Source organism: Lysobacter sp. H21R4, from assembly GCF_015277535.1.
Lineage (GTDB): Bacteria > Pseudomonadota > Gammaproteobacteria > Xanthomonadales > Xanthomonadaceae > Novilysobacter > Novilysobacter ciconiae.
The window spans coordinates 936,975-956,916 of record NZ_CP063772.1 but is presented as its reverse complement, the minus strand read 5'-3'; the positions used below and the strand labels follow the sequence as shown (position 1 = coordinate 956,916).

The window sequence follows — 19,942 nt, the reverse complement described above, 5'->3', positions numbered from 1 at the left end:
TTGCAATCAGGAAGACTTCTTTATCGACCGCACGCGGGGATAGCGCGGTGGCATCCTACTAACGCCCTGCAGTCCTTGCACTCAAAAAAAGCGGACGCCTGCTAGAACGGGATATCGTCGTCTGCAAAATCGTCGCCGAAGTCGTTCGATTTGGCCGGCGTGGCTTCACGACGCGGCGCGGCCGCCTGGCGGGGCGCGGGACGCGAGGTCCGCTCCTCACGGTCGAAGTCGCGTCCACCGCCTTCCGAGGCGCCGCCACCACCGCCCAGCATCTGCATCTCGTCGGCAACGATGTCGGTGAAGTACTTCTCCACGCCGTCCTGGCCGGTGAACTTGTCGTAGCGGATCGAGCCTTCGATGTAGACCTGGCGGCCCTTTTTCAGGTACTCGCCGGCGATCTCGCCCAGCTTGCCGAACAGCTTCACGCGGTGCCATTCGGTCTTCTCGATCTGCTGGCCGTCCTTGTCCTTGCGCACGCTGGTGGTCGCCAACGAGAGGGTGCAGATGGCCATGCCGCCCTGGGTGTACTTCATGTCGGGATCGTTGCCGAGATTGCCGACCAGGATCACCTTGTTGATGCCACGTGCCATGAATGCGGTCCTTTGAGGTCGCCGGCGGCGACGGGCTTGCAAGTATACCGACCCACCGGGCTGGCACGGTCAGGCCATGCCCTTGGGCACCCTCGGATTTCCGGCCGTCTGCGAACGCCTATAATCGCCGGTCCCCCGTCTTTTGGTCACCCATGCACGTTTCCGTCCCTCAAGCAGCGAATCCCGATCTGGATGAGATCCAGGCCCTGGCCCGGGACGACATGGCCGCGGTCGACGCCCTGATCCGTCGCCGCCTGGCTTCCGACGTCGTGCTGATCAACCAGGTCTCCGAATACATCATCAACGCGGGTGGCAAGCGCCTTCGCCCGATGTTGCTGCTGCTGGCCGCGGGAGCGCTCGGCCACCGTGGACCGGACGCGCACCAGCTGGCGGCGGTGGTGGAATTCATCCACACCTCGACGCTGCTCCACGACGACGTGGTCGACGAGTCCGACCTGCGCCGCGGCCGCAGAACGGCCAACGCGGTCTGGGGCAATGCGGCAAGCGTCCTGGTCGGCGACTTCCTGTATTCGCGCAGTTTCCAGCTTATGGTCGAGCTGGAGTCGATGCAGGTGCAGACCATCCTCGCCGACACCACCAACCGGATCGCGGAAGGCGAAGTGCTGCAACTGCTGCACGTGCGCAACCCCGACACCGACGAGGCGGCCTACATCCGGGTCATCGAGCGCAAGACCGCGGTGCTGTTTGCCGCCGCGACGCGCCTGGGCGCGCTGCTGGCCGGCGTCGACGAGGCAACCCAGGACAAGCTGCACGATTACGGCCTGAACCTCGGTTTCGCCTTCCAGATTGCCGACGATGTCCTGGATTACGCGTCGGATGCGGAAACCATGGGCAAGAACCTGGGCGACGACCTCGCCGAAGGCAAGGCGACGCTGCCGCTGATCCACGCCATCCGCCATAGCGATCCGGGCACCGCAGCGACGCTGCGCGCAGCGATCCAGGACGGCGACACCGGTGCCCTGCTGGTCGTGCTGGCCGCGATAAACGCTACCGGCGGGCTGGACTACAGCCGCCAGCTGGCGCGCGACTATGCGTCTCGCGCCGTGGCTGCGCTGGAAGGGCTGGACGACAACGCCCATCTCGGCGCGCTGCGCGGGTTGGCCGACTACGCGGTCAACCGCGATTACTGAGCTGGTTTTTGCAGCCCGCGGTCCTGGATGCAGTCCGGGCGCTCAGGCGATTCCCAATCCGGGGATTGCGCTGATCGCGTCCGGATCGAATCCGCCCAGCTCGGCGAAGTGCCGGCCGCGCGCGACATAGTCGCGATACGGACCGAAGCTGGGCGCGCCAGGCGAGAGCAGGAGCACGCCATCACCATCGAGCGCTGCCCGCGCCTTGCCGACGGCATCCGCCAGGCCCTCGGCTTGCAGCAGGACAAATTCGCCATCGGCGGCCAGCGGGGCCAGCAGCGCATGGATGCGCGGACCATTGGCTCCCATCGTGACCACCACCTGCGGCGCGTGGCCGGTGAGCGCTTTGGCAAACTCCGACCAGTCCACGCCGCGGTCGTGACCTCCCAGCAGGATCGCGACGCGCCGCTCGGCGAAGCATTCCAATGCCGCCAAGCTTGCGTAAGGGGTCGTGCTGATCGAGTCGTTGACCCAGGTGAGGCCGTCGCGTGTACCAAGCGTCTGCAGGCGGTGCGGCAGCGGAATGAAGTCTTTTGCGCGTGTCGCCAGAGCCGCCGCATCCAGGCCCATCGCATCCAGCACGGTCAGGGCTGCACAGAGGTTGCCGCGATTGTGCCGTCCCGGCAGCGGTAGCGAGGAGGTGTCCATCACCCGCGTATCCCGGTCGAAGACGATGTCGCCGCGGAGATGCCAGCCGGACTCGTCGCCGAACCAGCGGATCTCGCTGTCGGGCAGATCCAGGGCCGCAAGCCGCGGGTCCGCCGCGTTCAAAACGGCAACGCGGGGCCTGGCCGCGGTGACCAGCTGCAGCTTGTCCGCCACGTACCGGGCTTCGCTGCCATGCCAGTCCAGATGCTCCGGGAACACGTTCAGCACCACCGCGATATCCGGGCGCACGCCGCTGGCGGCGACGTCGCCCGTCTGGTAGCTGGACAACTCGATAACCCAGCTTTCGGGGGCCGCGGCAGGCGCCACGTCCAGGAGCTCCAGTAGCGGCAGGCCGATATTCCCGGCGAGCGCGGTCCGGCGGCCTGCGGCGCGCAGCAGATGGGCCAGCAAGGCCGTCGTCGTGCTCTTGCCCTTGGTCCCGGTGATGCAGAGGGCGTTACGGGCATTGTCTCCCGCGTCGCCCTGCTCGGCAAACCACAGGCCGGTGCCGCCGATGAACCGCGTGCCGCGCGCGGCTGCCGCGGCCGCTTCTGCACCGTAGAGGCTGATGCCGGGGGACTTGATGACGACGTCGAACGCCGCCAGCCGGTCCGCAGAGGTCTCATCTTCCACCTTCAGGAAGGCGTCACCGCACCCGCGGGCAGCCGCGACTTCATCGGAGGTGCAAAACAGGGTCAGTGGCAGGGTCGGCAACCGGGAGCGCACCGCGCGCCACGCGGCCTTTCCTTCCCGCCCCCATCCCCACAGCGCGACGCGCCGCCCTTCAAGCTGTGAGATGCGCACGCAGACGTTCCCACAAAGGCGCCGGAATGCGGTGCTCAGCATCGAGCACCAGCAACGGCTCGATGCCGAGGTCCGCCGGTTCCAGCCGCGGCCGGATCTCCTCGGCGAAGCGCTTTACCAGCGTGTCCTCGCGCCACTCCGCGCGATCCACCAGCGCCGCCATCGCGGCACGCGACTCGATGCCCTCGCCGACACATTCAAACGGCTTGTGGTCGTGGTACTCCAGCAGCGCGTCGTAACCTGCCGTCTGCGCCGGATCATCCAGCAGGTTGCGGCCGAAGATGCCCACCAGCCGTGCCTTGGGCATGAAGGGCGCCAGCGCGAGGAACACGAAATGGCACTTGGGACACACCCCGCACCAACGGTTGACCGGGCGCTCGCCGAGGATGTGGAAATTGCGGTTGCAGCTGGAAAACCAGGCGTCGTAATGGTCGATCCGCGCAAACTGCCGGGCCACTGCCAGCTCGCTCAGCGGACGCAGCAGGGAGTAGTAATTCAGGTCGGCGGCGACGTGCCGGGCGACGTAGTCGCCGAAGGCGGACTCGAATGCCCAGCCCTTTGACCACTGATGGTTGACCTCGGTCGTGGTCTGGCCGTCCTCGCTGCGGATCAGGCTGCCGTAGCTGGCCGAGCGCTCGTTGGAGAACACCACCTGGTCGACGCCGCGCAGCAACGCGGCCAGCACCAGGATCGCAGAGTTCACCGCGGTGACCGGGATGTGCCCGTTCCAGGCGCCCTGGCGGTTGAAATCAAACAGCTGCGGCGCCAGCGCGCGGCCGATATTCAGCGTCGGCAGGCCGGTGCGCTCGGCGCAGGCCTTGATCAGCTGTGAACCACCGATCCAGGTGACCGTCTGCCCGATCCCGAGCGCGCGCAATGCCTCGATGCTGACCAGCGAGTCCTTGCCGCCGCCGATGGCCACCAGGGCGTGCTCGCGCAGGCCTGCGCTTGCCGCCGACGCTGCATCTGCGGCGTCGGACGGAAAACGGATCCTGTCGTGTAGATCGAGCCCGTTGCGGTAGGCAAACTCTCCCAGCCCGTTGAGGTAGATGGTCTCCATCAACCCGGCAGTGGCTTCATCGATCGCATACGAGTCGATCAGGATTTTCGGCGGGGTCGCGGCCTTGTAGTAGCTCACGCCCGCCACCAGGTGCAGCAGCCGGAGCGCCCGTTCCACCGCCACGGCGCGCGCGTCATCCAGTTCGAACGGAGCACCGGGGACGGTGACCGTCTCCACCAGTTCCGGACCGTCATCGAAGGCGTACACCAGCCTCGCTGTGCCGGTGATCGGGTCAAAGTCACAGCGCACGAATCGGAATGCGTCGATCGCATCGCGCTGGAACGTCCAGTTGCTCATTCGATGATGTCCTCTGCCGGCAGGGCGCGCAGATTGTAGGTGTTGGCCATCGTCATGCCGTAGGCGCCGGTATCGGCGACCAGGATGACGTCATCCTCCGCCGTGGCGCTGGACAGCAGTCGCTTCCGGCCGAGCACGTCGCCCGTCTCGCAGATCGGGCCGACAATCTCGAACGCGGTCGTCGACGTGTCGCCGGGCCGGCTGATGTTGTGGATGCCGTGCCAGGCGTCGTACAACGCCGGACGCATCATCACGTTCATGCCGCCATCGCAGCCGATGCGGTGCACGCCGTCCTTCTCGACCACCTGGGTGACCGAGAGCAGCAGCACGCCGGCTTCGGCGACCAGGTAACGTCCGGGCTCCACCACCAGCGCGTAGCGTGGAAACGCTGCCTTGATCTCATCCAGCCCGGCGCGCCAGACCGCCAGGTCAAAATCCTGCGCGTCAGGGGTATACGGAATCGGCATCCCTCCGCCGATGTCGATGGTGTCCACGTCGCCGGCCGTGTCGGCCAGCCCGGCCAGGTGCGCGTACACCTCGCGCCAATGACGCGGGTCCTCGATCCCGCTGCCCAGGTGGGCGTGCAGGCCGCTGATGCGGATGTTCAGCGCGTGCGCATGGGCCAGGAAGGCGTCGAAGCGGGCCAGCGGGAGGCCGAACTTGGCCGCGGCGCCGCCGGTGCGGACCTTCTCGTGGTGCCCGTCGCCCCGACCCAGGTCCAGCCGCAGCCAGATCGTGCGGCCGCGGAAGACCTCCGGCCAGCGCTGGAACGCCTCGATGTTGTCCAGGGTGACGGTTACGCCCCGCGCCAGCGCCGCCTCGTATTCGCGCCGGGGCGCAAAGCTGGGCGTGAACAGCACACGGGAGGCGGGCAGTTCCGGCAGGGTCGCGAACACGTGCTCCAGCTCACCCAGCGACACGCATTCCAGACCGAGGCCCTCGTCGGTCACGGTGCGCAGGATGGCCGGATGCGGGTTCGCCTTGATGGCGAAGAAACACCGGTCAACGGCGTCCGTCGCCAGCATGTCGCGGGCCCGCTCCCGAACCGTCGCCAGGTGATAGACATAGCGCGGCGTGCCTGCTTTCGCGCGGGCCAGCAGGTCCTCCCGCTGCCCTATCCACCAGGGCTCCCGCCGCTGCGGGCGACCGTACTCGATCTCACGCCAGCTCGGGCCAAACACGTCGGAATCCATCACGGGCATTGCTCCACTGGCGATCAATTCCGCGTGCAGCAACGGCAGCAGGCCGTCGGCGTCCGCCTCGTCGATCACGAAGGTCAGGTTAAGGTCGTTGGAAGACTGCGAGATCAGGTGCACGCGCTCGCGTCCGAAAGTCGCCCAGACGTCGGACAGGCGGTGCAGAAGCGAGCGCATGCCCCTGCCCACCAGGGTGATGCCGGTGCACGGGGCGATCACCTTGACCCGGCACACTTTCGCCAGGTCGGTGGCCAGTGCTTCCAGCACATTGCTGGTCACCAGATTGTCGGCCGGGTCGAGCGAGATGGTGACGTTCGTCTCCGAGGAGCCGATCAGGTCGACCGACAGGCCGTGGCGTTTGAACAGTTCGAAGATGTCGGCCAGGAAGCCGACCTGCTGCCACATGCCGATGCTCTCCATCGACACCAGCACCACGCCGTCGCGGCGACTGATCGCCTTGACGCCGGGTATGGCGGCGGCCGTGGCGTCGATCCGCGTGCCCGGCAGTTCGGGGCGCGAGGTATCCAGGATCATCATCGGCACACCCGCCCGCCGGCATGGTCCGATCGAGCGCGGGTGCAGGACCTTGGCGCCGGTCGTCGCGATCTCCTGCGCTTCGGCGTAGTCCAGGCGGGTAAGCAGGCGCGCATCGGGCACCTCGCGCGGATTGGCGCTGAACATGCCGGGGACGTCGGTCCAGATCTCCACGCGCACCGCGCCCAGCAGCGCACCAAAACACGCCGCCGAGGTGTCCGAGCCACCGCGACCGAACACCGCCGTGCCGCCGTCGTCGTGGCGGGCGATGAAGCCCTGGGTCAGGACGAACGCGCGGGGGTGCCGGGTGAAGCGGTCGTTGAAGCCCGGCTCGATCTCGCGCCGCGGATGCACCGAGAGCCGCAACGCCGATTCGGTGCGATTGGGCACGTGCCCGGCCTGCAGCCAGTCGCGCGCGTCGCACCAGCCAAAATCCAAACCCTGGCTGCACAGGTAGGCGGCGCCGATGCTCGACGAAAGCAGTTCTCCCTGCGCCAGCACTTCGGCCTGCCAGGCGAGGGCGCGCCCGGCGGCGCGAGGGTCATCCAGCAGACCTTCCAACTCCGCCAGGCGCGGACCGAGCGCCTGTTCCGGATCCAGGCCAAGCTCCTCGCAGAAGACGCGATGGCGATGCGCCAGCGCCGCCACCCGCGCCACCGCATCGTCGCCGTCGCAGATGGCCTGCAACTCGTTGGTGACCCCGGACATGGCGGACACGACAACCAGCACGCGCGCGCCCTCGGCCGCGCCGCGTTCCACCGCCATGCGCCCGATCGTGTCCCAACGGTCACGCCTGGATACCGAGGTTCCACCGAACTTCAGCACCAGCCACTTCTGCCTTGCAGCCACCAATCCGATCTCCTGGTTCCAGCCGACGACCGGAAAGGGAAAAAACAACGATGTGCATCCTATCGCCTCTGCCGCGCGCGGCGTAACCGCGGCTGCAAAGAAACCGGGACCGCGGCATACCCACTAGACTCCACTGCCCGGCCGCGCCCAGCCACCGCCGTGCAATCCAGCCCTTGTTCAACAAAGGACGCCAGCAACGATGACCCAGCGCCGCTACCTGCAACTGGACGTGTTCGCCGACCGGCCCGGTGCCGGAAACCCTTTGGCCGTAGTGCTCGACACTGACGGCCTGGATGCAGCAACGATGCAGGCGATCGCCCGCTGGTCGGACCGCCCGGAAACGACCTTCGTGTTTGCGCCCGTCAGCGCCGGCGCGGATTACCGCATCCGCATGTTCGCCCCCGACCGCGAGGTCCCCTTCGCGGGTCACCCCAGCATCGGCACGGCGTATGCGGTGCTGCAGGCGGGGATGGCCGGGTTGACTTGCGGCCGCATCGTGCAGGAAGGCATGACGGGCCTGTTGCCGCTGCAGGTGGACGACCACGACGGCCAGCGATCCATCGCCGTGCGCACGCCGACGGCGCGGGTGGCCCAGGTCGGGCGCGCGGACGACACGACGCTGGCAGCGGCGCTGCGCGGCTTGCCCCTAGGCGGCCTGCCGCCGGCCCTGATGGACGGCGGGCGGCGCTGGTGGGTGGCGGAGCTGGCCAGCGAGGCGGGATTGCGGTCGGCCACGCCGGACTGGGCTGCGATCGCGGAACTGGCGGCCAGCTCGGATTCCATGGGCGTGCTGGCCTTCGCCCGTGCAACCGGCGGCGACCACGACCTGGCGGTGCGTGCTTTCGTCGGCGCCGGCACCCCGTTCGAGGACGCCGCGTCGGGAGCCGCCAATGCCGTGCTCGCCGCCTGGCTGCGCGCGAACGATGCCCTGCCCGGTCGCGACGGGCGCTACGTGGCCAGCCAGGGGCGCGAGGTGGGATTCGACGCGCGCCTGCACCTGCGCGTGGACGAGGATGGCGAGATCTGGTCGGGAGGCCGGGTCTGCCCGATCGTCAGCGGCACCATCGACTGGTAGCGCGAGCGACAAGGCAGGCGCATGGCACCGCGACAGGCGCTAGGATCAGCAGGCCGGCAACCCGTGTCGCCGGCACCCCTGCCGGTCCCACGACTGGCTGACGGTCCGGTATTTCGTTGAAGGAGTTTTCATGCGTACAGCCGTTGTTGTCGTGTGCCTTGCCGTGGCCCTGATCGTGGTTGCCGGCTGCTCCACCCTCAATACGTTTGGCTCCATGCTCGGCAGCCAGGTGACTTTTACCCAGCCGCAACTGCAGCGCTCGCTGGACCGGAGCTTTCCGAAGGAATACGACAAACTCGCCGGCCTGGTCACGCTGCGGCTTGACAAACCCAGCCTGTCGATTCCCTACGACAGCAGCCGCCTCCGCTTGAGCCTGGACGCAACCGCGCTGACGGCTGCCAGCAGCCAGGCGCGACCGCTCGGGCGCATCGTGGTCTCCAGCGGCCTGCGCTTTGACGGCCACACGCTCGGGCTGCACCTGCAGGATCCGAAAATCGAGGCCATCGAGAATGCGGGCAGCGCACTCAACGCGTCGTCACGGGACCTCATCAATGCCTGGCTGGCCGCATTCGCCGAGGACGAGCCGATCTACCGGCTCGACCAGGATCTGGTCCAGCGACTGGTGTCGCGTCGCATCGGTGCGGCCCGGATCGACAACGGCGTGGTGACCCTGGATGTCTCGCAGTAGTTCGGTTCGCGCGTCGGGTTGAACAGGCCGGGCGTCTCAATGGACGCATTGTGCGGCGCAGAACGGATCGTTCTGGACACCAACGTCTGCCTCGACCTGCTGCTGTTCGACGATCCAGGTGTCGCCACCTTGGCGCAGGCATTGATATCGGGCCGGCTCATCGGGGTGGCCAACGCCGACACGCGCGCGGAGTGGCGGCGCGTACTCGCCTACCCCGTGTTGCGTCTGGATCCGCGGCGCCAAGGGGAATTGATCGATTCGTTTGACGCTCTGGTTGCGGACGTCGCCGCTGCTCCCGGGGCTGCGAGATCAATGACGGCAGATTCGCCGCTGCCACGCTGCAGCGACCCTGACGACCAGAAGTTTCTCGAACTGGCGCGGGACGCGGGTGCGCGCTGGTTGCTCAGCCGCGATCGCGACCTCCTCGTGCTGGCGAAACGCTGCCGGCGGCTCGGGCTCTTTTCCGTGATGACCCCGCACGCGTGGTCGAATGAATTCGTCTCGCCGCTTGTGTCATAGCCGCTGCAGCGAGGTGCAGACCCGGTTCGTCCCGTTACTGCATGTACCAGCCGTGGCTGACTACGATGCTCTGCCCGGTCAGCGCCGCGCTGGGGAATTCGGCCAGGAAGCGCACCGTCTGCGCGACATCCTCGACGGTGGTGAAGATGCCATCGACGGTCTGTCCCAGCATGACCTTCCTGACGACTTCCTCCTCGCTGATACCGAGCTCTTTTGCCTGCTCGGGAATCTGCTTGTCCACCAGCGGCGTACGCACAAATCCCGGGCAGACGACGTGGCTGCGCACCCCGCGGCTGCCGCCCTCCTTGGCCAGCACGCGCGCCAGCCCCAACAGCCCGTGCTTGGCGGTGACGTACGGCGCCTTCAACTTCGACGCCTCGTGCGAGTGCACCGAGCCCATATAGATCACCACGCCGCCGCGGCTTCCGCCCTGGCCGTCGTCGCGGTACATGTGCGGCAGCACCGCCTTGGTGGTCAGGAACGCCCCATCCAGGTGGATCGCGAGCATCTTCTTCCAGTCGGCAAACGCGTAGCTCTCGATCGGATTGACGATCTGGATGCCCGCGTTGGATACCAGGATGTCGATCGGGCCCAGCGCCGCCACGGCCGCTTCGATGCCGGCATTGACCGCGGCCTCGTCGGTGACGTCCATCGCGATACCCATCGCGTCGCCGCCGGCATCCCGGATTTCCTCGGCCACCGCGCTGGCGCCGTCCAGGTTGATGTCCGCAATCACCACCCGCGCACCGGCACGCGACAGCTCGAACGCGATCTCCTTGCCGATGCCGCTGGCCGCGCCGGTGACAACGGCGACCTTGCCCTGGATCGAACTCATGACGGACTCCTGGAACCGTGCAAAGGGACCGTCGATCTTAACCAGTCGGTGGACGTGTCACGCGCGGTCCGGGGGTGCACCTATGTCCAATTGTGCCGGCGCCGGGCCGTCAGCTCTTGAGCTTGCCGCGCGGCTTGGACTTGGGCTGCAGGATCGTCCCGGTGCAGGTATCGGCGCCGCAGTAGCAGGCCCAGATCCGCTTCATCTTCGGCGTGTGCGCCTCGGCCAGGGTGATGCCGTAGTTGTAGACCAGCTCGTCGCCCGGCTCGATGTCGCTGATCGCCTCGATGAACACGCGGTCCAGGCTGCGATCCTCACCCTCGTGCTCGACCAGCAGCGCCTCGCAGTTGGGCTCGCAGCTGTGGTTGATCCAGCGCGCCACCCCGCCCTTCACGTTGCCGTCGATCACGTACTCGTCGTTGAGGGTGAAAAAGAACGTGTGTCCGGACGAGGCATCGCCACTGTCGCCGGCGTCAACGTCCGCGTGCGTGCGGCGCGTACCGGTGTATTCCACGATCCGCTCGCCCTTGGCGATCGGTGCGATGGCGAACACGCCGTTGCCGTGGATGGCGGAATGGCGGGCGATGATCTTGCGCGGCATGCGACGGTTCCAGCTGGAGACGATCCCCTATTGTGGCCCAGCTGCGGTGACACGCCATAGCAGGTGCGACCTCCGACCGGCACCCCGCCTGCGCGTCTGAACAGGCAGATCGCCGGCCCGCTTGGAACGGCGACCAACAATCCGTACAATAACGGTACTGATTGAGGAGAACGCATGTTGCGGGTCACCAAGCTCACCGACTACGCCACCCTGGTGCTGACCACGCTGGCGGCGAACCCGTCGCAGGTGCTCAGCGCGCCGGAGCTGGCGGAGCGAGCCGGACTGGAGACCCCGACCGTCAGCAAGCTGCTCAAGCCGCTGGCCCAGGCCGGGCTGGTGGACGGCTTCCGCGGCGCCAATGGCGGCTACCGGCTGGCCCGTGCGCCCGAAGCCATCAGCCTGGTGGAAATCGTCGAGGCGATGGAAGGCCCGCTGGCGATGACCGAGTGCAGCATCCACGAAGGCAACTGCGGCATCCAGGACTCCTGCCATGTACGTGCGAATTGGCGCCACATCAACGATGTGGTCGCCGACGCGCTGCGCTCGGTCAGCCTGGCGCAGATGCTGGTTCCACCGCGTCCCGCCAGTGTCGCGGCTCCCGGTCCCAGGCGCATTGACGTGCGACTGGCCAACATCTGAACCCCGAATTCGACACACCCGTATCTGAACACAGGACAGGCAGCCAATGGCCACCCAGACAATCGACACTCCGACCGCACCGGCGCGACCGCCGGGCGATGACACCAACCGCGAGATCCATGCCCAGCTTGGACGGACCTACGAAGCCGGCTTCATCACCGACATCGAGACAACCAGCCTGCCGCCGGGTCTGAACGAGGACATCATCCGCCAGCTTTCCGCGATCAAGGAAGAGCCCGAGTGGATGACGCAGTGGCGCCTGGAGGCCTACCGCCATTGGCTGACGATGCCGATGCCGGACTGGGCCAAGCTTGACATCGCACCGATCGATCTGCAGGCGCTCAGCTACTACTCCGCGCCCAAGGGACCCAAATACAAGTCGCTGGACGAGGTGCCGCAGGAGTTGATCGACACCTACGACAAGCTCGGCATCCCGTTGCACGAGCGCGCCAAGCTCGCCGGCGTCGCGGTGGACGTGGTGTTCGACTCGGTCTCGGTGGGCACCACGGTGCACAAGGAGCTGACCGAGAAGGGGATCATCTTCTGCTCGATGTCGGAGGCGATCAAGAACCATCCCGAGCTGGTCCGCAAATACCTGGGCACCGTGGTGCCGGTGGGTGACAACTACTTTGCCGCGCTGAATTCGGCGGTGTTCTCCGATGGCAGCTTCGTGTTCATCCCGGCGGGCGTGAAGTGCCCGATGGAGTTGAGCACCTACTTCCGCATCAACGCCGGCCATACCGGCCAGTTCGAGCGCACGCTGATCATCTGCGAGGACGGGGGCAAGGTCTCCTATCTGGAAGGCTGCACCGCGCCCATGCGTGACGAGAACCAGCTGCACGCGGCGGTGGTCGAGCTGGTCGCGCTGGAGGAGTCCGACATCAAGTACTCCACCGTGCAGAACTGGTACCCGGGTGACGAGAACGGCGTCGGTGGCATCTACAATTTCGTGACCAAGCGCGGCGAGTGCCGCGGCGCGCGCAGCCGGATCCACTGGACCCAGGTCGAGACCGGCTCGGCGATCACCTGGAAGTACCCGTCATGCGTGCTGATCGGCGATGACTCCACCGGCGAGTTCCACTCCGTCGCGCTGACCCACCACCGCCAGCAGGCCGATACCGGCACCAAGATGATCCACATCGGCAAGCGCACCAAGTCGACGATCATCAGCAAGGGCATCAGCGCCGGCCGCGGCCAGAACACCTACCGCGGCCTGGTCAAGATGACCTCCAGCGCCGAGGGCGCGCGCAACTACACCCAGTGCGACTCGCTGCTGATCGGCAAGAAATGCGGGGCGCATACCTTCCCGTATATCGAGGTGCGCAACCCCACCGCGACCGTCGAGCACGAGGCAACCACCTCCAAGATCAGCGACGACCAGTTGTTCTACTGCCGCGCGCGCGGCATCGGCGAGGAAGACGCGGTGTCGATGATCGTCGACGGCTTCTGCAAGCAGGTCTTCCGCGAGCTGCCGATGGAATTCGCCGTCGAGGCGAAGGCCTTGCTGGAAGTGAGCCTGGAAGGCGCGGTCGGCTGATTCCGACACCGCTTGCGACGGCAGCCACTGCCGGACCCGACATTTTTTCCCGCCTGGCGGGACACGAGAAAAAAACCATCATGCTGAAAATTGAAAACCTCCACGTCTCCATCGGCGACAAGGAAATCCTCAAGGGCCTGGACCTGGAGCTGCAGCCGGGCAAGGTGCACGCGATCATGGGCCCCAACGGCTCGGGCAAGTCCACGCTGGGCAACGTCATCGCCGGTCGAGAAGGCTATGACATCACCGCCGGCTCGGTGACCTTCATGGGCCAGGACCTGCTGACCATGGAGCCCGAGGAGCGTGCTGCACTGGGCGTGTTCCTGGCGTTCCAGTACCCGGTCGAGATCCCGGGCGTGAACAACACCTACTTCCTGCGCACGGCCTTGAATGCCCAGCGCAAGGCGCGTGGGGAGACCGAAATCGACTCGATGCAGTTCCTCAAGCTGGTGCGCGAGAAGCTCGCCGTGCTGGACCTGAAGGACGAACTGCTGCATCGCGGCGTCAACGAGGGCTTCTCGGGCGGCGAGAAGAAGCGCAACGAGATCTTCCAGCTGGCGCTGCTGGAGCCGAAGCTGGCGATCCTGGACGAGACCGATTCGGGCCTGGACATCGACGCCCTGAAGACGGTGGCCGAAGGCGTCAACGCGCTGCGCTCGCCGGACCGGATGTTCCTGGTGATCACCCACTATCAGCGGCTGCTGGACTACATCAAGCCCGACGTGGTGCACGTGCTGGCCAACGGCCGGATCGTGGAATCCGGCGGGCCGGAACTGGCACTGCAGCTGGAAGAGCACGGCTACGAGTGGATCAAGGGGCGCATCGCCCCTGACGACGCACCGGAGGCGGTGGCCTGATGAGCGCATTGCTGGATTCGCTGGCGGCTCCTTTCGACACCCTGCGGTCGCGCGACGCCGCCGGTCTGGGCGGGGCGCGACGTGCGGCCCTCGACGCCGCGATGCGCGACGGCCTGCCGCACGCGCGTGTGGAGGCTTGGAAGTACACGCCACTGCGCGCGCTTGAGCGGCGCACGTTCGAGTCTGTCGACGTCGCTCCCGCGATCGATCCTGCGGTGCTTGAGGCGATCCCCTCGCCGCGCATCGTGTTCGTCAACGGTCGCTACCACGAGGCCGGCTCCGACATCGCAGGGCTGCCCGCGGGTGTCACCCTTCAGCGCCTCTCCGAGGTGCTTGACGAAGGTGAAACCGACGCCGCCGGCTTCATGCAGCGCAGCTATGATCGCAGCGACGAAGTGTTCGCCAGGCTCAATGCGGCGCTCGCCGCCGAGGGCGTCGTCCTGCGGGTGGACGCCAACGAGCAGCCAGCCCAGGCGGTTCATCTGGTCTTCGTCGGCACCGGCGATGCCAGCGACCAGGCTTGGCACCTGCGTCACCTGATCGAGCTTGGCGAGGGCGCGCGCCTGAACGTGGTCGAGCATCAGTTAATGGCCGGCGAGCACCGCCATTTCGCCAACTCGATCCTGCAGGTGCAGCTGGGCAAGAGTGCCCGCCTGTCGCACGCGCGCCTGCAGGACGAGTCGGCCGGCGCGACCCTCATCCACCGCACCGATGCCGTCGTGGGCGAGGACGCCGAGTACCGCCGCATCGACCTCGAACTCGGTGCCGGCCTGTCGCGCCACGAGCTCAACGTGGTGCTGCTGGGCGAGCGCTCGCACGTGCACGCCAACGGCGTGTTGCTGGCCGACGGCAAGCGTCATCTGGACACCCGTCTGGGGATTGATCATGCAGGGCGCGACAGCACCTGCGAACTGGTCTGGCGAGGCATCGGCTCGGGGCGCTCGCGCGTGGTCTTCCACGGTGGCATCCAGATCCGCCAGGGCGCTGATGGCAGTGACGCCATGCTCTCCAACAAGAACCTGCTGCTCAGCGAAGGCGCGGAGATCGACACCCAGCCGGTGCTGGTCATCCACGCCGACGAGGTCCAGGCCGCCCATGGCGCCACGGTGGGGCAGCTGGATCCCACCGCGATGTTCTACCTGCGCACGCGCGGCCTGCCGTCCGAGCAGGCGCGGCAGATCCTGACCGCCGCGTTCTGCCGCGAGACCCTGTCCGTGCTGGAGGACACCGGCATGCGCGATGCGGCGCTGGCCCGACTCGACCACGCGCTTGAACGGTCCATTCCGGCATGACCGCCGCGGCGTCAGGCAATGCGCCGCAGGCACCCGCGGCGCCTGCAACCGGTCCGGTTGCGGTTGACTGGGCGAGGATCCGCGCCGACTTCCCGCTGCTGACCCGCCAGGTCCACGGCAAGCCGCTGGTGTACCTGGATTCGGCCAACACCGGCCAGAAGCCGGCGGCGGTGATCGAGGCGGTCGACGACTTCTACCGCCACCACAACGCCAACGTCAGCCGCGCAGTGCATGCGCTCGGCTCGGAGGCCACCGAGGCCTACGAGGGCGCGCGCCGCAAGCTGGCCCGCTTCCTCAACGTGCGCAGCGACGAGCTGGTGCTGTGCAGCGGGACCACCTTTGCGATCAACCTGGTCGCCTACAGTTGGGCCTTGCCCCGGCTGCAGCCGGGCGATGCCATCGTGCTGACGCGGATGGAGCACCACGCCAACATCGTGCCGTGGCAGCTGGTCGCCGAGCGCACCGGCGCCGTGCTCAAGGTCGCCAACCTGGACGAGCGCGGGGACCTGGAACTGGAGCACCTGTATTCGCTGCTGACACCCGAGGTGAAGCTGCTCGCCTTCACCCACGTCTCCAACGTGCTCGGCACGGTCAATCCGGTGCGCGAGATCTGCAGGCAGGCGCGCAAGCGCGGCATCACCACGCTCGTGGACGGCTCGCAAGCCGCGCCGCACTTGGCGCTTGATGTGGCCGCCCTGGGGTGCGACTTCTACGCCCTCACCGGCCACAAGATGGCCGGCCCAACCGGCACCGGCGTGCTGTGGGCACGCCCCGAGCACCTGAAGGCCATGCCGCCCTTCCTAGGCGGCGGCGAGATGATCCGCGAGGTCAGTTTCGAGGGCACCGTGTTCAACGATGCGCCACACAAGTTCGAGGCGGGCACGCCGAACATCGCCGGCTTCGTCGGACTCGGCGCCGCGGTGGATTACCTGGACGCGATCGGGATGGACAACATCGCGGCGCGCGAACAGGCGCTGCTCGATTACGCCACCGGCGCGCTGGAGAAGGTGCCGGGTGTGCGGATCTTCGGCAAGGCACGCGAGAAGGCGGCGGTGATCAGCTTCCTGGTCGAAGGCGCCCACGCCCACGATCTGGCCACGTTGCTCGACCTGGAAGGCGTTGCCGTGCGCTCGGGTCACCATTGCGCGCACCCGCTGATGCACCACTTCGGCGTTCCGGCCACCTGCCGGGCGTCGTTTGCGTTCTACAACACGTTCGAGGAGATCGACGTCTTCGTTGCCGCGCTGGGCAAGGTGAGAAACCTGCTGGCATGAACGCGGCCGCCCTGCACTTCCGCGCGGCGACGGCTGCCGACCTCGACGGGTTGCTGGCGCTGGTCCAGTCCGCCTACCGCGGCGAGTCGAGCCGGGCCGGTTGGACCACCGAGGCCGATCTGCTGGACGGCCAGCGCACCGACGTCGCCGACCTTCAGGCCTGCCTGGCGCGTGCCGACAGCATGCTGCTGGTGGCCGAGAGGCCGGGCGACGTCGACACCGACCCGGCCGGTATCGTCGCCTGCGCCTACATCGCTCCCGACGATGACAGCCCCTCTGAAGCCGCACAGTTCGGCATGTTCGCGGTTCGGCCCCAGTTGCAGGGCAGCGGTGTCGGCAAGGCCGTGATGGACGAGGCCGAGCGCCTCGTCCGCGACGAATGGCAGCTGCCTCTGATGCGCATGAGCGTGATCGATGTTCGCGAGGAACTGATCGGCTTCTACCAACGCCGCGGCTACCGGCGCACGGGAATCCACAAGCCTTTTCCCTACGGCGACGAGCGCTTCGGCCTTCCCCGCCGCGCGGACCTGCGTTTTGAAATCCTCGAAAAGCGCCTGCGCACTGCGCCCAACACGGGGGTGCCCGGCGATGAGTGAATGGACCCTGGTCTGCAGCACCGCCGAGCTGCTTCCCGGCGAATCCACCGTCGCCTGGGACGGCGACACGCCGATCATGGTGGTCAACTTTGATGGCACGTTCTACGCGTTTGAAGACAAGTGCTCGCATGAAGACTTCGAGCTCTCGGCCGGCCGTTTCGATGGCGACACGGCGACCGTGGAATGCGTTCTCCACGGCGCGAAGTTCGACGTGCGCGACGGCAGCGCCCTGTGTGCGCCTGCTTACGAGCCGGTGGTGAAGTTCCCGGTCAAGGTCGAAGACGACAAGGTCTGGACCCGCGACGACCGCTGAGTCGGCGCCGCCGTTTGCCGTTCGACAAACGCCCGCCAAGCGCCGATCCGTCATCCGGTTTCGCCTTGCGCTATTGCGAACGATTCTCGATTGCGTTTAACATTGCGCCGTTCCTGCAGCGGCGCCAGACCGTATTCACGATCCTCTGATCCCAACGGATCCGGTGCCATCGCGGGGCTTTCCTTCAATCAAACCAGAGTGGTGATGCGCCCGCGCGGCCGCGTCACGCCTGGCTCCCCACAAGGCATCCGAATGTCCCCGATCACCAGTCGCAAGCATCCCGTGTCTCTCCGCAAACCGGGCTTCGGCCAACCTTCCAGCCTGTCGGTCTCGCTGCTGACCGGCCTGGTCCTGGCGGCGCCGCTGGCCGCATCGGCGCAGTCGACCGGTGGCCCTGCCGCCGACGCCACCGATTTCGAGACGGTCCACGTCGAGGGCAAGCGCGGCAAGGTGTATTCCTCGGGCCAACTGTCCTCGCCGAAGTTCAGCCAGCCGCTTCTGGACACCACCCAGACCATCAACGTGATCGGCAGCGACCTGTTCAATGAGCAGGGCGCGACCAACCTCACCGAAGCGCTGCGCAACAGCCCCGGCGTCGGCACTTTCTACGCGGGCGAGAACGGCAACACGACGACCGGCGATGCGATCTACCTGCGCGGTTTTGACACCTCAGGCAGCATTTTTGTCGACGGCGTGCGCGACCTGGGATCGATCTCGCGCGACGTGTTCAACATCGAGCAGATCGAGGTGGCCAAGGGCCCGGCGGGCACCGACAACGGCCGCACCGCCCCGACCGGCGCGATCAACCTGGTCAGCAAGCAGGCCCACGGCCACGACCGTACTTCGGTCAGTGCGTCCTACGGCAGCGCCGACCAGAAGCGCGTCACCGCGGACTGGAACCAGACCCTGGGTGGCACGAGCGCGCTGCGCCTGAACCTGATGGCGCAGGACAGTGGCGTTCCCGGTCGCGACACGATCGAGAACAAGCGCTGGGCGATCGCTCCATCGCTGGCTTTCGGCCTGGGCACCCCGACGCGCACCACCCTGAATCTGCTGCACGTCCAGCAGGACCACCTGCCCGACGGCGGCGTGCCAACGATCGGCCTGCCCGGCTACAGCTCGCCCGATCCGAGCCGTCCGCAGCTCGGCGATGTCGACCCGGTCGCGTCCAGCAACTTCTACGGCACTCTGTCGGACTACGACGACGTCACCGCCGACATGGCGACGCTGCGCATCGAGCACGACCTTTCCGACGCGACGCAACTCATCAATACCACCCGCTGGGGCAGCACCAAGCAGGACTACCTGCTGACGGCGTTCATGGGTTCGGCCGCCAACCTGGTCACGCCGGACCTTGATGACCCTTCCGGCTGGACTGTGGCGCGCTCGCTGCCGACGTTCAAGAACCAGCGCAACACGATCATGACCAACCAGACCGCGCTGGCGACCCGGTTCGACGCTGGCGGATTGCCGCACGACCTCAGCGCCGGGATTGAGCTGACCCGCGAAGAGCTCGACACCCACGGCATGCGCGCCGTGAGTGGCACGGCGTGGCCGGCCGTCAACCTGTATCGACCGAATCCCGACGTGACCGGCCTGCAGTGGGAGCGCAGCGGCGCCCGCGGCGAAGGTCGCACGGACACCGTGGCGGCGTACGTGTTCGACACCATCGCGTTCAACGAGCAATGGCAGCTCAACGGCGGTGTGCGCGCCGACCGTTACAAGACGCAGTTCCAGAGCACCGTGCCCTGCGGTGGTCGTCGCGGCCCGGATTGCGGACTGCTCGATGAAGGCTCCATCGTGCCCGGGGTGGATGCGCGCATCTCCGACACGCTGCTGAACTGGAAGCTCGGTGCGCTCTACAAGCCGGTGGCCAACGGCAGCTTCTACGCCAACTACGCGGTCGCCCAGCAACCGCCCGGCGGTGGGAGCCTGGAATTGAGCGACGCGGACCGCAGTCCCGACAACCCGGCACTCGACCCGCAAAAAGCCCGCACTGCCGAGATCGGCACCAAGTGGAACGTCCTCGACCAGCGCCTGATGCTCACCGCCGCGCTCTACGACACCCGCATCAGCAACGAGCTCATCCGCGATCCGGTCGATCAACAGTACTACCAGACCGGCCGCAAGCGGGTCCGCGGCGTGGAGCTCAGCGCGGTTGGCCAAGTGACCGATGCGTGGTCGGTGTCGACCGGGTTCACGGTGATGGACACCGACGTGCTGTCGGGTCCGGCGGTAAGCACCGACGGATCCACCGACCTGACCTACACGCCCAAGCGCGCGTTCACCGCTTGGTCGACCTACGATTTCCCCAACGGGCTGACCATCGGCGGCGGCGCGCGCTACTCCGGCGAGCTCAAGCGCGGCGTGGACGGCGCGGTGGGCACCCCGGCGTACACCAAGGATTACTGGGTGGTCGACGCCGTCGCCAGCTATGCCGTATCGCCCAATCTGGATCTGCGCCTGAACCTGTACAACCTGCTGGACAAGGACTATGTGGCCGCGATCAACAAGAGCGGCTACCGCTACACCCCCGGCACGCCGCGCTCGATGATGTTCACCGTCAACTACGACTTCTGATCGGAGC

Annotated in this window: 18 protein-coding genes; 12 read left to right on the top strand and 6 right to left on the bottom strand. The window is 67.0% G+C overall.

Annotated elements, in window-relative coordinates:
• Positions 1–101: 101 nt before the first annotated feature.
• Entirely contained in the window at positions 102–590 is a 489-nt protein-coding gene (gene ssb, locus INQ40_RS04385) for a single-stranded DNA-binding protein (RefSeq protein ID WP_193986557.1), read from the bottom strand.
• Between the two features lie 152 nt (positions 591–742).
• Here ssb and INQ40_RS04380 point away from each other — a divergent pair, with 152 nt between their 5' ends.
• On the top strand, positions 743–1,741 hold the full coding sequence (locus tag INQ40_RS04380; RefSeq protein WP_228482114.1) for a polyprenyl synthetase family protein: 999 nt from the start codon (positions 743–745) through the stop codon (positions 1,739–1,741).
• Positions 1,742–1,783: 42 nt separating this feature from the next.
• Here the strand turns inward: INQ40_RS04380 and murD are convergent, their stop codons facing one another.
• The 3 genes from murD to INQ40_RS04365 are packed head-to-tail and all read right to left on the bottom strand — an operon-like array spanning position 1,784 to position 7,138.
• Complete coding sequence (gene murD, locus INQ40_RS04375; RefSeq protein ID WP_194341995.1) at positions 1,784–3,193, bottom strand: UDP-N-acetylmuramoyl-L-alanine--D-glutamate ligase; 1,410 nt, start codon at positions 3,191–3,193, stop codon at positions 1,784–1,786.
• Positions 3,174–4,550, bottom strand: a complete 1,377-nt coding sequence (murL, locus tag INQ40_RS04370; protein ID WP_194341994.1) for a UDP-N-acetyl-alpha-D-muramoyl-L-alanyl-L-glutamate epimerase — start codon at positions 4,548–4,550, stop codon at positions 3,174–3,176. Before murL ends, murD begins: the two co-directional genes overlap by 20 nt.
• Positions 4,547–7,138, bottom strand: coding sequence for a bifunctional aspartate kinase/diaminopimelate decarboxylase (locus INQ40_RS04365; protein WP_194342419.1), 2,592 nt, complete (start codon positions 7,136–7,138; stop codon positions 4,547–4,549). The genes murL and INQ40_RS04365 overlap by 4 nt, the downstream gene beginning before the upstream one ends.
• 190 nt (positions 7,139–7,328) lie before the next feature.
• On the opposite strand from INQ40_RS04365, the gene INQ40_RS04360 reads away from it, so the two are divergent.
• The 3 genes from INQ40_RS04360 (at position 7,329) to INQ40_RS04350 (ending at position 9,411) form a co-directional block, all read left to right on the top strand.
• Positions 7,329–8,204, top strand: a complete 876-nt coding sequence (locus INQ40_RS04360) for a PhzF family phenazine biosynthesis protein (RefSeq protein WP_194341993.1) — start codon at positions 7,329–7,331, stop codon at positions 8,202–8,204.
• 130 nt (positions 8,205–8,334) lie between these two features.
• Positions 8,335–8,892 carry a DUF1439 domain-containing protein gene (locus tag INQ40_RS04355; protein WP_193986549.1) on the top strand — a complete coding sequence of 186 codons (558 nt, stop codon included), beginning with the start codon at positions 8,335–8,337 and terminating at the stop codon, positions 8,890–8,892.
• Between the two features lie 39 nt (positions 8,893–8,931).
• Complete coding sequence (locus INQ40_RS04350) at positions 8,932–9,411, top strand: PIN domain-containing protein (protein WP_194341992.1); 480 nt, start codon at positions 8,932–8,934, stop codon at positions 9,409–9,411.
• Between the two features lie 34 nt (positions 9,412–9,445).
• On the opposite strand, the gene INQ40_RS04345 is transcribed toward INQ40_RS04350, so the two are convergent.
• Together INQ40_RS04345 and INQ40_RS04340 are read right to left on the bottom strand one after the other, a co-directional pair.
• On the bottom strand, positions 9,446–10,246 hold the full coding sequence (locus INQ40_RS04345; RefSeq protein WP_194341991.1) for a 3-hydroxybutyrate dehydrogenase: 801 nt from the start codon (positions 10,244–10,246) through the stop codon (positions 9,446–9,448).
• A 109-nt stretch (positions 10,247–10,355) separates the two neighbouring features.
• Positions 10,356–10,847: an SET domain-containing protein-lysine N-methyltransferase gene (locus INQ40_RS04340; protein WP_194341990.1), complete on the bottom strand. Its 492-nt coding sequence runs from the start codon at positions 10,845–10,847 to the stop codon at positions 10,356–10,358.
• 174 nt (positions 10,848–11,021) lie between these two features.
• On the opposite strand from INQ40_RS04340, the gene INQ40_RS04335 reads away from it, so the two are divergent.
• From INQ40_RS04335 to INQ40_RS04300, 8 genes are all read left to right on the top strand, one after another.
• The gene (locus INQ40_RS04335; RefSeq protein ID WP_194341989.1) at positions 11,022–11,486 is read left to right on the top strand and encodes an SUF system Fe-S cluster assembly regulator; all 465 of its coding nucleotides are present in this window, start codon (positions 11,022–11,024) and stop codon (positions 11,484–11,486) included.
• A gap of 46 nt (positions 11,487–11,532) precedes the next feature.
• Positions 11,533–13,023 carry a Fe-S cluster assembly protein SufB gene (sufB, locus tag INQ40_RS04330; RefSeq protein WP_194341988.1) on the top strand — a complete coding sequence of 497 codons (1,491 nt, stop codon included), beginning with the start codon at positions 11,533–11,535 and terminating at the stop codon, positions 13,021–13,023.
• An 80-nt stretch (positions 13,024–13,103) separates the two neighbouring features.
• The gene (gene sufC / locus INQ40_RS04325; protein WP_194341987.1) at positions 13,104–13,880 is read left to right on the top strand and encodes a Fe-S cluster assembly ATPase SufC; all 777 of its coding nucleotides are present in this window, start codon (positions 13,104–13,106) and stop codon (positions 13,878–13,880) included.
• Entirely contained in the window at positions 13,880–15,172 is a 1,293-nt protein-coding gene (gene sufD / locus INQ40_RS04320) for a Fe-S cluster assembly protein SufD (protein ID WP_194341986.1), read from the top strand. The genes sufC and sufD overlap by 1 nt, the downstream gene beginning before the upstream one ends.
• The gene (locus INQ40_RS04315; RefSeq protein WP_194341985.1) at positions 15,169–16,446 is read left to right on the top strand and encodes a cysteine desulfurase; all 1,278 of its coding nucleotides are present in this window, start codon (positions 15,169–15,171) and stop codon (positions 16,444–16,446) included. Before sufD ends, INQ40_RS04315 begins: the two co-directional genes overlap by 4 nt.
• Positions 16,443–17,042, top strand: coding sequence for an N-acetyltransferase (locus INQ40_RS04310; protein ID WP_194341984.1), 600 nt, complete (start codon positions 16,443–16,445; stop codon positions 17,040–17,042). The genes INQ40_RS04315 and INQ40_RS04310 overlap by 4 nt, the downstream gene beginning before the upstream one ends.
• On the top strand, positions 17,035–17,355 hold the full coding sequence (locus INQ40_RS04305; protein WP_194341983.1) for a non-heme iron oxygenase ferredoxin subunit: 321 nt from the start codon (positions 17,035–17,037) through the stop codon (positions 17,353–17,355). Before INQ40_RS04310 ends, INQ40_RS04305 begins: the two co-directional genes overlap by 8 nt.
• A 252-nt stretch (positions 17,356–17,607) precedes the next feature.
• Entirely contained in the window at positions 17,608–19,935 is a 2,328-nt protein-coding gene (locus tag INQ40_RS04300) for a catecholate siderophore receptor Fiu (protein WP_194341982.1), read from the top strand.
• The last annotated feature ends 7 nt before the right edge of the window (positions 19,936–19,942 follow it).